This window comes from Acetobacter okinawensis JCM 25146, assembly GCF_000613865.1.
Lineage (GTDB): Bacteria > Pseudomonadota > Alphaproteobacteria > Acetobacterales > Acetobacteraceae > Acetobacter > Acetobacter okinawensis.
Genome location: NZ_BAJU01000001.1, coordinates 172,561 through 184,349, shown reverse-complemented (window position 1 = coordinate 184,349; position 11,789 = coordinate 172,561). Strand labels below are relative to the sequence as shown.

Here is an 11,789-nt window from a genome sequence, read left to right as displayed (position 1 = left end):
TGCCCCATGCCTCATACATTCTTCTCCGGCTCCATCACTGCACTCATCACCCGATGAACCGGGACGGCAGCCTGGATTTTGTCTCGTTTGAAAAACTGGTGGACTGGCAGATCAAGGAGGGCACCTCCGGGCTGTGTGCCGTAGGCACAACGGGGGAAAGCCCCACACTCTCCCACAGCGAGCACCATGAGGTTGTGGAACGCACCATAAAAGTTGCCAATGGTCGTGTGCCGGTTATTGCGGGGGCAGGCTCCAACAGCACGTCCGAAGCTGTTGACCTTGCCCGCCATGCGGAACAGGCTGGGGCCTCGGCAGCGCTGGTGGTCGCTCCCTATTACAACAAGCCCACGCAGGAAGGGCTGTACCGGCACTTCATGACCATAGCTGATGCGGTTTCCATTCCGGTTATTTTGTACAACATTCCGGGCCGCTCCATTGTTGACATCAGCGTGGAAACCACAGCCAGGCTCGCAAAGCATGCCAATATTCTGGGGGTAAAGGACGCAACAGCAAATCTGTTCCGTCCCCTTCAGGTCCGTCAGGCCGTGGACAAGCCCTTTAACCAGCTTTCTGGTGAAGATGGTACGGCCGTGGCTTTTCTGGCCGCAGGCGGAGATGGCTGCATTAGCGTGACCTCCAACATTGCTCCCGCTCTTTGCGCTGCCGTACAGGCCGCATGGAAAGCAGGGCAGGCACAGGACGCAATTGCCATTCAGGACCGCCTGACCCCGCTCCATGACACGCTGTTCTGCGAGAGCAACCCCGCTCCGGCCAAATATGCCGCCAGCCTGCTGGGACTGGCAGGCGAGACCTGCCGCCTACCACTTGCCCCGCTAACCGATGCGTCCCGCCAGAAAGTCCGGCAAGCGCTGGTTGATGTCGGGCTTCTGGGCTGATCATGTCTGGAAAATCCACCAAAAGCACCATGATCTCCCATGGTATGGTCGCGCAAAATCGCAAAGCGCGCTTCAACTATACCATAAAGGAAACTGTAGAAGCCGGGCTTGTGCTCAAAGGGCCGGAAGTTAAAAGCCTGCGCCTTGGTCGTGCGACGATTGGCGAAGCTTTTGCAGGTGAACGCAACGGTGAACTCTGGCTGTTTAACAGCTATATCCCAGAGTATCAGGGCGGGGTTCTCTCACGCTTTGACTCGCGCGCACCTCGTAAATTGCTCATGCACCGCAAACAGGCGCAAAAATTTATGGGGGCAATTGCCAAGCAGGGGGCAACCCTTGTGCCGCTGGACATCCACTTTAATGACCGGGGACTGGCCAAAGTAACCCTTGGTCTGGGTGTTGGCAAAAAAAGCGTTGATAAACGCCAGGCAGTAGCCGACAGGGACTGGCAGCGCGACAAAGCCCGTCTGATCCGTAACAAGGGCAAGGGCGACTACTAACCCCCAAGCCCAGCCCATATAACGAAACTCTTTATGGCTTACATGAGCAGTCATAAAAAAGCCTCGGTCATCAAGACCGAGGCTTTTTTCTAACGTACCGCTAAAAAGCAGTGCCTCAGGCAGAGGTCACTTCAGCAGCTTCCGGACCTTTCTGGCCCTGAACAACCTTAACGTTCACGCCTTGGCCTTCGTTCAGACCCGGCAGACCGGAGCGTTCCAATGCGGATGCGTGAATGAAGATGTCCTTGCCGCCACCTTCAGGCGTGATGAAGCCAAAGCCTTTAACAGCGTTGTACCACTTAACGGTACCGCGCGTGTCTTCAGCGTCGGACAGATCAGGAGCAGGACGTGCAGCAGGACGTGCGCCAAAACCGGGGCGACCACCAGCAGGGCTACGCGGACGTTCCGGCTGAGCCGTGCTTTCGTCAACAGAGATGACTTCAGCGACCTGACGACCCTTGGGGCCCTGACCGATACGCACAACCAGAGTTGCGCCAGGGTTTACGCCCTGAACACCAGCCTGAGACAGCGCATTGGCGTGCAGGAACACATCGCCCGATCCATCAGCGAGTTCGACAAAGCCGAAACCTTTTTCGCCATTGAACCACTTGACGGACGCGCCCACTTCCGGGCCGGAAGCGATAACCTGCGGACCACCAGCGGGCCGACGCGGAGCAAAGCCACCACGGTCACCACCGCCACCACCGTAAGCGGGGCGTTCACCGAAAGAAGGCATCGACATATAGTCGTCATCAAATCCGCCGCGGCGAGGAGAACGGGGGCTGCGGTCGGTCCTGTTACTTTTCAACGGTCTTGATCCTGGAGTGCGGAGAAGACAGATTCTTCTCCGGATATTGAAAAACGGGCAAACTGCCAGAATGGGTTGACAGGTTTACGTGCTTTGAACAAAAAGCCCATCATTCCCCCTCCTGAATATTGCAAACATGCCCAACGCATGCGTAGCACAGTCATTACCGTGCCGCTACAGCAAAGCATGAAAACCGCGCCCGCTTCACGCACTTTTCTTCGTTTCACAAATTTGTGATGCCGCGCCCCTTTCTCACGCTCCGGGGCGTCCAATCCTGCGTGCAAAGCAGCCACAAAACACAACTTACAAGCGATCAGATCAACCAACCACGCAAACTATAGTTTAAAACACGCGAGCAAAGGGGCGAGGAGAGCACTCCCCTCTGCAAGCGAGACAACACTCCAGCCATAACAATTCCCGATGACATGACACATCCCTGCTTATGCCACGCTATAAACAGTGGAGAGGGAAGAGCATCCACGTCAGCCTTCATTTACGCCGCCACGCATATGTTCCGACAGCTTTGGTACCGACACAAAAACGTGGTTCTGTTTATTTAAGACGCACATGCGGGCGTACGGTGACGCGAAAATATGCTCATTTTTTAATCATTCGCACCGTAATTGTGCATAATTTCCTGACAAAATCGACTGCTTTGTGTTTTTTTCGCCACTACCCTCTCAACCTGCCCTTTTATGAGGCGGGAGACCTCTCTTTCCTGTAGCGCGGCACGAACTTTCCCCCTTACTCTCAAATTCAGAAAGAGCCACCGGGTTTGAGTAGGGGATACAGAACTTATGCTGCGCCAGTCGGAAACACAGAACACCTGTCAGGTCATCCCGTTCCAGATGGAAATCATGTGCCGTCACCGTGATTATCTGGATCGCTGGATTGCAGCCAGCCAGCCCATGGGTATCTGCGATGCCGATATCTTCCCTTCGGAAGAAAAACAGGCAGGTGTTTCCTCCGGCTATGTTCTGATCTGGGTGCGTGAGACCTCCAACCCGGCCTACAAGGTTTATTCCCGCGGCAACCGCTGGATTGTTATGGATGCCGTGCGCGACAATACGCTGGGCCAGTTCGCATCTTTTGCTGACGCCCTGAACATGATCCGCCCGGTTCTGCCGGTAAAACAGGGCATTGTCGCAGCCTGATTACTGCCCCCAAACCATATTGTTCTGGTGCTTTTGGCCGTCATTCCCACCCCGGGGATGACGGCTTTTCTTTATCCCACTCACCATAAAAATACCCGGCAACACCAAATATTTCCATTTGAGGGATTGCCACTGCACTTTGCCGTGCGGCAAGGACAGGGCTAAGACCTTGCTGTCCCGACCGATCCAGAGGAACCCGAAATGACATCCCTGACACTCGCCTATCCTGATTCCACAATTCATGAGGCGACGGCAGCCACCATCATTCGGGTTCTAGAAGCCAACGACATTGAGCCTGAAATTGTAACAGGCCCCAAAGAGGCTCTGGCCGACCTGCTTCATAAAGGCGAAATTGATATCTACGTTGCAGCATGGCTACCCGAAGAGGACGCAAGCCTGCTTTCCCCCGGCATTACGCAACTGGGCAACCTGTTCCGGCCAGAAGCCTGCTGCTGCATTTCGGACGAGAACAGCCCCATCACATCGCTAGCTGAGCTGGCCCAGAACGGGGCGGCTGTCAGCCGGACGATTATTACCCCCCAGTCTCTGGAAAAGCGTATGCAGCATGTGCTGGATGCCTATTCTCTGGCTGACGCTGGTTTTACGCTTGAAGTTCTGCCGGACGAGGCAGCTTTGGCCCGGCTTAATGCTGCCCTTGCTGCGGATACACCCAGCCTTATGCCGCTCTTCCAGCCGTGCTTCCTGTTCCACCAAGGTGGACTGCGCATCCTCAATGATCCCAAAAAAGCAATGGGAGAAGAGCAGGAAGCCACGCTCCTTCTGCGCGCAGGAGTGCGTGATGAACTGGAGACAGACCTGCTGGATGAACTGGATGAACTGATGCTCAGCGCCAAGATCATCAGCGCCATGGATTACGCCATGCGTGTTGAAGGCATGAGCGCAGACGAGGCTGCCGAAGCATGGCAGCGCGGCAAACTCTTGCCCCGCTAAAGGTTGCAAAGCCCATGACAGCCACCCCGACAGATGATCGTGACGCTGGACTAGCCGCCCAGTACGAGGCTTATCCATACCCCGAGCGCAATCCGCAGGACGAAACGCGGCGCCTGTTTATTGGCAGCCCCAGCCATCTGCGCGAAGTGGATTATTGGGTTTTTGGCGCCCAACGCCCCCGTAGCAAATCCATGCGGGTTCTGGTCGCCGGGTGCGGTACGGGGGATGGCGCAATCATGCTGGCCACCCAGTTGGCACGGGCAGATCGCCCGGCGGAAGTTGTCTGCCTGGATCGCTCAACCAAGGCGCTCTCCATTGCGCAGGCACGGGCCCAAACCCGCAAACTGGACAATATCCGCTTTATTGAGGGCTCTCTTAACGAACTCGATGCCTTAGAACTGGGCCTGTTCGACTACATCGACTGTTGCGGTGTGCTGCACCATCTACCTGACCCGGCAGCAGCCTTACAAACTCTGGAACGCCACCTGACTCCCGGCGGGGGCATGGGGCTTATGGTCTACGCGCCCTTTGGTCGCACCGGCGTATATATGCTGCAAGATGCGCTGGAAAAACTGGCCCCGCTGACCCAATCGCCCGAAGAACGACTTGATGTCGCGCGCCGCGTCATGCGCACACTCCCTGCTACCGCATGGCTGCGCCAGAATGGTAATTTTGGCGACCACCTGTCCGGCGGAGATGCAGGATTGTATGATCTGCTACTCAACCCGAGGGACAGAGCTTACACCATTACCGACTTTCTGGCCCTGCTGGATCAGGCCGGCTTGGAACCTGCCGCACTGATGGAACCAGCCCGGTACGACCCAGCACTCTTCCTGCCTGACCCACGCCTGCGTGCGCGCCTTGCGACGCTACCGTGGCAGGAGCAGGCGGCCATTGCGGAGGACCTTGCTGGCAACATGGCAACTCATGTAGCCTATGTTGTGCGCAAACATGCGGGGCTCACCAAGCCTGATCCACTAGCCCCGAATGCCGTACCCATTATGCGCGAAATTCCGGGGGCAGAGCTGGCCAAGCAGATGACGCCAGACAACATGCTGCCTTTTGCTTTTGGTACTCTGGTCGTACCCATCCCCCTCCCTCCGCAGGCACGTGGCATTCTTCCCCTGATTGATGGAGAACGCACGCTGGGCGAGCTGGCTGCGATTCTGGCCACTCGCGGTGTTAATGCAGAAAAGTTCAGGCATGTCTGGCAAGAGAGCTTCTATATTCTTGAACGCCTGAACCGTGTTCTGCTCCGCTCACCAGCCTGAGCGCACATACGACGCGCATGCAGGTCAATAACCCGGAGCCAGTTATAATTTTTGGGGCTGCCCTGCTCCCCGATGGCCAGCCGACACCAGCACTACGCGCACGCATACACTCTGCTCTGGCCTATGGGGCAAAACGGCAGGTTACGTACATTGTTACCGGCGGTGTCCCGCAAAGCGGCCTGACGGAAGCAGCCGTCATGGCCCGCCTGCTCCACAGCGCCGGAGTGCCTGAATGGCAGATCGTCGCTGAAAGCAGCGCGACCGACACATTTGATTCCATTGTTCTATGCTCCGCCATTCTCAAGCGCCTTGGCATTGCCCTCAACACGCCGGTGGCCATGGTAACAAGCCCATACCATGTACCTCGCTGTTTTTTGCTTTTACGTCTAGCCGGGTGGCAGGCCCACGCCATTCCATTTGTCCAGCATACTCAACGCCCCATGCGCCTACGCACAAAGCTGCACCGCATCGCGCACGAAACCCTTGCAATTCCGTGGGATGCACTCCTCGTTCTGGTCTGGCGTATTGTGCCGCGCTAACGCAGGCCCTATTCTGCACCCAATGGTTTTTTTCTGCCATTCCTGACAATTGACCTGCCTTTGGGCATCGTTTTTGAAACAGTGAGTATCATGGCCGTTTACGCATTTACTTTTCCCGGACAAGGCAGCCAGTCCGTTGGCATGGGGCAGGAGCTTGCCGCTGCTTTTCCCGCAGCACGTGCAGTTTTTCAGGAAGTTGACGATGCTCTGGGTGAACATCTGTCAAAAACGATTTTTGAAGGCCCACTTGAAACCCTGACCAGCACCGAAAATGCCCAGCCTGCTCTTATGGCCGTATCCATGGCGGTTCTGCGCGTACTTGAGCTTGATGGCGGGCTTGATCTGGCGGGGCGCGTTAGCCTGCTGGCCGGGCATTCTTTAGGGGAATATGCGGCACTTGCCGCAGGCCGCTCCTTTGATGTTGCACAGGCAGCCAAGCTGCTGCGTCTGCGCGGGCAGGCCATGCAGCGCGCGGTTCCTGCCGGGGAGGGCGGCATGGCCGCACTGATTGGCGTAACACTTGCACAGGCGGAAGAAATCTGCACCCGCGCCAGCGCAGAAGGCAGCACCGAAATTGCCAATGACAATGGCGGTGGTCAGATTGTTATTTCCGGCAAAATGGCCGGGATTGATGCCGCAATTAACATTGCCAAGGAAATGGGCATCAAGCGCGCACTCAAGCTCCCGGTTTCAGCCCCTTTCCATTCCTCGCTCATGAAGCCAGCTGAAGACGTCATGGCCGAAGCACTGGCCAAAGCGACATTGCAACACCTGTTGTGCCGGTTGTTGCCAATGTTACAGCCGAGCGTGAGAGCGATGCCGATACGATTCGCCTTAATCTGGTCCAGCAGGTCACAGGTCGTGTGCGCTGGCGCGAAAGTGTAGCGACCATGACCGGTCTGGGTGTTGATACGTTTGTGGAAATCGGGGCAGGCAAGGTTCTATCCGGTCTGGTGCGGCGTATTGACCCCGAAGTTTCGGCCCTGTCCATCGGCACTCCGGCCGATGTCGAAGCCTTTCTCAAATCCCTTTAAAACAGGATAGCCAACCATGTTCCGACTGGATGGAAAAACAGCACTTGTCACCGGTGCGTCCGGTGGCATTGGCAGCGCCATTGCCAGAACCCTGCATGCTCAGGGGGCCAAGGTCGTGCTGTCTGGCACGCGCGAAGCGGTTATCCGCGAACTGGCAGAAGAGCTGGGGGAGGGGGCATTCCATGCTGCCGCCAACCTGAGCGAGCCGCCCGAAGCGGATGCCCTGATCGCCCGGGCCGAAGAAGTTGCCGGTGCCCCCTTGGACATTCTGGTCAACAACGCAGGTCTGACGCGGGACACACTGGCCCTGCGCATGAAGGACGAGGACTGGAATCAGGTTCTCAATGTTGATCTTGCCGCGCCGTTCCGCCTGTGCCGTGCGACCCTCAAAGGTATGCTGCGCCGCCGTGCGGGCCGCATTATCAACATTGCGTCTGTTATTGGCACCACCGGCAATGCAGGGCAGGCCAACTATGCTGCTGCCAAAGCCGGCATGGTAGGGATGAGCAAATCTCTGGCGCAGGAGGCAGGCTCGCGTGGAGTGACCGTTAACGTTGTGGCCCCCGGCTTTATTGTCACCCCGATGACCGACGTGCTGCCTGATGCACAGAAGGAAAAACTTCTTTCCTCCATCCCCCTTGCACGCCTGGGCCAGCCGGAGGACGTTGCCTCTGCCGTGCTATACCTTGCATCGGACGAGGCGAAGTGGGTTACGGGCGCCACACTGCACGTCAACGGCGGCATGGTCATGGCCTGAGCACACGAAAAGCAGAGCACCACCAGAACAGGTGGTGCAAAATGCTTCAAGATGTGCCACACATGCTGCGCAACCATGCTGTTTTTGGCTTACCACAGATGTATTTGTCGGGTTTGCCTTGGCGTGGAGAGATAAAACGTGCTAATCGCGCGCAATACCTGAGCTGCTGGACCGGAAACGGGAGGGTGTTTGCCTCCCAGTTCTCTGCCAGCATCAAGGTCCGTCGCGGATAAAACACCTGAACAACCTGCCTTTTTTGGTAGGCAGGCATATGGGATAGAAAGACAGATGAGCGAAATCGCTGATAAGGTTAAGAAAATCGTGGTCGAGCATCTCGGCGTTGAGGAAAGCAAAGTGACACCGGAAGCGTCGTTCATCGACGATCTGGGCGCTGACAGCCTTGACACCGTTGAGCTGGTGATGGCGTTTGAAGAAGCCTTCAATGTCGAAATCCCCGAAGATGCCGCTGAAAAAATCACCACGGTGAAAGACGCCATCGATTACATTGAAAAGCAGAAAGCAGCCTGATTTCAGGCCATCTGCCTTAAATTACAGGACTATGGTCCTCAGATGGCTGAGGGACCAGATATGTGTCGAATGGGGAGCGGGCTGGTTTGTTGCTTTCGGCCGGAATGAATTCTGGACGGAGACGCGTTGTCGTCACCGGCATGGGCATCGTCGGGCCTCTCGGCCTCGGTGTCGAAAACGTATGGTCACGTCTGATCGCAGGCGAGAACGGGATTGGTAAAATCTCGCAGTTCGATGCGAGTGACCTCCCGGCGCAGGTCGCGGGGGAAGTCCCTGAGGGACCGCGCGAGGAAGGTAAGCTCACACTCTCCGAGTGGGTGCCAACCAAAGACCAGCGCAAGATGGACCGCTTTATCCATATGGGTCTGGTGGCAGCAACTGAAGCTGTCGAAGACTCCGGCTGGAAACCCCAGACCGAGGAAGAGAAATGCCGTACCGGCGTTATGATCGGTTCGGGCATTGGTGGCCTTCAGACCATATATGACGCCTCCATTACGGTGCATGAAGGACGTGCAAAGCGGCTGTCGCCCTTTTTCATTCCTTCCGCCCTGATCAATCTTGTATCCGGGCATGTCTCCATCAAATACGGTTTTCAGGGGCCCAACCATTCGGTTGTAACCGCCTGCGCAACCGGCGTTCACGCCATTGGCGATGCAGCACGCCTGATTATGTTTGGTGATGCCGACGTCATGGTCGCAGGTGGTGCAGAAGCAACCGTATGCCCGCTGGGTATTGCCGGTTTCTGCTCTGCACGTGCGCTTTCCACCGGTTTTAACGCCACGCCGCAGCAGGCTTCCCGCCCGTGGGACAAGGACCGTGATGGTTTTGTCATGGGGGAAGGCTCTGGCATTGTCGTGCTCGAGGAATACGAGCACGCCAAAGCGCGCGGTGCCAAAATTTATGGCGAAATCATTGGTTATGGCATGTCTGGTGATGCCTACCATATTACCGCCCCCTCCGAAGGCCACTATGGTGCTTACCGTGCCATGCGCTCCGCATTGCAAAGTGCGGGCCTGACGACGGCTGACATTAACTATGTCAATGCCCACGGCACATCCACCATGGCTGACGATCTGGAGCTTGAGGCTGTAGAACGGCTTTTTGGTGATGATGCCAAAAAGCTGGCCATGTCCTCCACCAAATCCGCAACTGGGCATTTGCTCGGAGCGGCTGGTGCGGTGGAAGCCATCTTCTCCATCCTTGCCATCCGGGACAATGTGGCTCCCCCAACGCTGAATCTGGACAACCCGTCCCGTGAGAGCGTGATTGACCGTGTGGCACACACGGCGCAGCAGCGTCCGATCAATGTTGCACTGTCCAACAGCTTCGGCTTTGGTGGCACCAACGCCAGCCTGATCGTGCGTGGCGTCTAAACGCAAAAAGCAGCCCTCCACCCCCTCAGGCCACAGCAAACTTAATCGTTTTCTCAAGTGGTCAGGGGGCGGGGTTTTTATCCTTCTGGCAGGCGCAGGGCTAACCGCCTTTATGGGCTGGCAAAGCTACCTCCAGCCCGGCCCCTTATCCACCGATCAGGATATTGTGGTCCCCCACGGGAGCTACACCTCCACTTTGGACGCATTGCAAAATGCAGGCGTTGTGCTACCCGGCTGGTGGAATACTCAAATATTTTTAAGCGCTCTTGCCCTGACTCGTCAGGACGGGCAAATCCATGCGGCGGAACTGCATTTTCCTGCCCATGTCTCCATTAAACAGACATTATGGATATTGCGGCACGGAAAGCCCGTGCAACACAAGATCACCATTCCCGAAGGCATGACAGCCTGGCAGGTTCAGGCCCTATTGGCGGCCACCCCTTTACTAACCGGGGAGACCCCGCTGCCTGCTGAAGGGAGCACACTCCCCCAGACCTATACCTACGTACGGAACAGCTCCCGCAAGGAATTGCTCACCCATATGCAGGCTGCCATGACGCAGACACTCAAACAGATCTGGACAGAGCGTGACCCCGACCTCCCCCTTGCCAGCCCGCAGGACCTGCTCACCATGGCATCAGTCGTGGAAAAAGAAACCGCGCAACCTGATGAGCGCCCACTGATTGCGCGTGTTTTTTACAATCGTCTGCAAAAAAATATGCGCTTACAAACCGACCCAACTGTCATTTACGCGCTAACACAGGGCAGGCCCACTCTGGACAGAGCATTGACCCATACAGACCTTCAAACACCTAGCGCATACAATACGTATTTGAATGCTGGGTTACCACCGGGGCCAATCTGCTCACCAGGACAGGCCGCCTTACTTGCCGCAGCGCACCCCGCAAAAGGGGACATGCTCTATTTTGTCGCCAGCGGCACTGGTGGGCATAACTTTGCAGCCACACTGGCGGACCACAACCATAATGTTGGGCTGCTACGCAAACAAAAAGCCAGCCATTAACGCCATCTGGCAGTAGCAGGCTGGCTTATAAAAAAAAAGCGGGGCCTCCCTTAGCGCGGGGATAGGCTCTCCTGCTGAATACCACCACTCGGGGCTGTAGCGCCTGTGCTGTCGCTATCATTCACTGCATTGCTGGTATTGGCAGCCCCTGAAGATGCCGCCGTACCCGATGCGGTCTGCGCCATGCGCGCATAACGCATGAGCACACTACGCAACGGGTCCGCATCCGGGTTATTGACCCGCATACTTACAACAATATCTTCGGGGCCAACGCTCTGTTTGTAGTAGGCGCGGTTCTGGTCACTGTTGACGGTCAACTTGCTGCCTCCGAGTGAAGCACCGGCAAACACACCCTGAGACTTCTGGGCAACCAGTATATCCGTATTGCTGGCCCCGGCATTGCTGCTGGCTACTGCCGAACTCATATTGGCAAACGATGCCCCGGCATTGGACCCGAACTGGAACTGGCTATCCAGTAGGGCCTGAAGACCACGATCAGTCATAATGAAAAAGACGATCTGGGAGCTCTGTACCCCCAACTGAATACCAAAAGACGCGGAACTCAGTTTATAAAACGCAGGGTCAGACCATGAGCCTCGCGCATCTTTAGCCAGAAGAACACATTCACCATGCGCACCGCCAAATGCAATGGACATACGGAACATGGAGGGACAGACCATGACAGCGCGTGATTTGGCCAGGTTGTTGACCAGTGCGCTCTGCCCATTTGCACCCAGAAAGATGTCCTGCACAGTCAGGGCAGCTTTATCAACAGTGGATTGCGCGCTGTCTGCAGCCTGCGCACACACGACCACCCCAGAAGACAGCATGGTCGCCGCCACGATCAGAGAAACTGAAGACAGCCGTCTAAAGAAATGCATTCCGGGTTTCTCCACGAAGAGCCAATGTTTATTATTAATAAAAAAGCATGCTTTTGTGGCACGAGAAAGGCCT

General features: G+C 56.4%; 12 protein-coding genes and 2 pseudogenes. 11 read left to right on the top strand and 3 right to left on the bottom strand.

Features of this window, described 5'->3' with window-relative positions; translation table 11 throughout:
• The first annotated feature begins 6 nt into the window (after positions 1-6).
• A pseudogene (gene dapA, locus JCM25146_RS16275) lies at positions 7-896 on the top strand (4-hydroxy-tetrahydrodipicolinate synthase).
• 2 nt (positions 897-898) lie between these two features.
• Positions 899-1,396, top strand: coding sequence for an SsrA-binding protein SmpB (gene smpB / locus JCM25146_RS00935; RefSeq protein WP_025825190.1), 498 nt, complete (start codon positions 899-901; stop codon positions 1,394-1,396).
• A gap of 115 nt (positions 1,397-1,511) precedes the next feature.
• On the opposite strand, the gene JCM25146_RS24370 is transcribed toward smpB, so the two are convergent.
• The gene (locus tag JCM25146_RS24370) at positions 1,512-2,204 is read right to left on the bottom strand and encodes a cold-shock protein (RefSeq protein WP_025825188.1); all 693 of its coding nucleotides are present in this window, start codon (positions 2,202-2,204) and stop codon (positions 1,512-1,514) included.
• Positions 2,201-2,530 carry a hypothetical protein gene (locus tag JCM25146_RS21820; protein ID WP_148298916.1) on the bottom strand — a complete coding sequence of 110 codons (330 nt, stop codon included), beginning with the start codon at positions 2,528-2,530 and terminating at the stop codon, positions 2,201-2,203. The genes JCM25146_RS24370 and JCM25146_RS21820 overlap by 4 nt, the downstream gene beginning before the upstream one ends.
• 471 nt (positions 2,531-3,001) lie before the next feature.
• Between JCM25146_RS21820 and JCM25146_RS00920 the strand changes: the two genes are divergently transcribed.
• The 9 genes and pseudogenes from JCM25146_RS00920 to mltG all read left to right on the top strand — a co-directional run bounded on the left by JCM25146_RS00920 (position 3,002) and on the right by mltG (position 10,835).
• Complete coding sequence (locus JCM25146_RS00920) at positions 3,002-3,358, top strand: hypothetical protein (RefSeq protein WP_025825186.1); 357 nt, start codon at positions 3,002-3,004, stop codon at positions 3,356-3,358.
• Between the two features lie 201 nt (positions 3,359-3,559).
• Positions 3,560-4,309 carry a glycine betaine ABC transporter substrate-binding protein gene (locus JCM25146_RS00915; protein ID WP_025825183.1) on the top strand — a complete coding sequence of 250 codons (750 nt, stop codon included), beginning with the start codon at positions 3,560-3,562 and terminating at the stop codon, positions 4,307-4,309.
• Positions 4,310-4,323: 14 nt separating this feature from the next.
• Complete coding sequence (locus tag JCM25146_RS00910) at positions 4,324-5,580, top strand: class I SAM-dependent methyltransferase (RefSeq protein WP_025825181.1); 1,257 nt, start codon at positions 4,324-4,326, stop codon at positions 5,578-5,580.
• Between the two features lie 17 nt (positions 5,581-5,597).
• Complete coding sequence (locus JCM25146_RS00905) at positions 5,598-6,119, top strand: YdcF family protein (protein WP_025825179.1); 522 nt, start codon at positions 5,598-5,600, stop codon at positions 6,117-6,119.
• Positions 6,120-6,209: 90 nt separating this feature from the next.
• A pseudogene (gene fabD, locus JCM25146_RS16270) lies at positions 6,210-7,153 on the top strand (ACP S-malonyltransferase).
• Positions 7,154-7,169: 16 nt separating this feature from the next.
• On the top strand, positions 7,170-7,910 hold the full coding sequence (fabG, locus tag JCM25146_RS00895; protein ID WP_025825177.1) for a 3-oxoacyl-[acyl-carrier-protein] reductase: 741 nt from the start codon (positions 7,170-7,172) through the stop codon (positions 7,908-7,910).
• 288 nt (positions 7,911-8,198) lie between these two features.
• Complete coding sequence (locus JCM25146_RS00890; RefSeq protein WP_025825175.1) at positions 8,199-8,438, top strand: acyl carrier protein; 240 nt, start codon at positions 8,199-8,201, stop codon at positions 8,436-8,438.
• Between the two features lie 104 nt (positions 8,439-8,542).
• Entirely contained in the window at positions 8,543-9,811 is a 1,269-nt protein-coding gene (fabF, locus tag JCM25146_RS00885) for a beta-ketoacyl-ACP synthase II (protein WP_081774692.1), read from the top strand.
• Entirely contained in the window at positions 9,801-10,835 is a 1,035-nt protein-coding gene (mltG, locus tag JCM25146_RS00880; RefSeq protein WP_025825171.1) for an endolytic transglycosylase MltG, read from the top strand. The genes fabF and mltG overlap by 11 nt, the downstream gene beginning before the upstream one ends.
• 50 nt (positions 10,836-10,885) lie before the next feature.
• On the opposite strand, the gene JCM25146_RS00875 is transcribed toward mltG, so the two are convergent.
• Positions 10,886-11,716, bottom strand: coding sequence for a lipid-binding SYLF domain-containing protein (locus tag JCM25146_RS00875; RefSeq protein ID WP_025825169.1), 831 nt, complete (start codon positions 11,714-11,716; stop codon positions 10,886-10,888).
• Between the last annotated feature and the right edge of the window lie 73 nt (positions 11,717-11,789).

Excerpts from the sequence above, each read along its gene's own strand:
- smpB (WP_025825190.1), top strand. The coding sequence starts at position 899 with ATGTCTGGAAAATCCACCAAAAGCACCATGATCTCCCATGGTATGGTC.
- JCM25146_RS00920 (WP_025825186.1), top strand. The coding sequence starts at position 3,002 with ATGCTGCGCCAGTCGGAAACACAGAACACCTGTCAGGTCATCCCGTTC.
- JCM25146_RS00915 (WP_025825183.1), top strand. The coding sequence starts at position 3,560 with ATGACATCCCTGACACTCGCCTATCCTGATTCCACAATTCATGAGGCG.
- JCM25146_RS00910 (WP_025825181.1), top strand. The coding sequence starts at position 4,324 with ATGACAGCCACCCCGACAGATGATCGTGACGCTGGACTAGCCGCCCAG.
- JCM25146_RS00905 (WP_025825179.1), top strand. The coding sequence starts at position 5,598 with ATGCAGGTCAATAACCCGGAGCCAGTTATAATTTTTGGGGCTGCCCTG.
- fabG (WP_025825177.1), top strand. The coding sequence starts at position 7,170 with ATGTTCCGACTGGATGGAAAAACAGCACTTGTCACCGGTGCGTCCGGT.
- JCM25146_RS00890 (WP_025825175.1), top strand. The coding sequence starts at position 8,199 with ATGAGCGAAATCGCTGATAAGGTTAAGAAAATCGTGGTCGAGCATCTC.
- fabF (WP_081774692.1), top strand. The coding sequence starts at position 8,543 with ATGAATTCTGGACGGAGACGCGTTGTCGTCACCGGCATGGGCATCGTC.
- JCM25146_RS00875 (WP_025825169.1), bottom strand. The coding sequence starts at position 11,716 with ATGCATTTCTTTAGACGGCTGTCTTCAGTTTCTCTGATCGTGGCGGCG.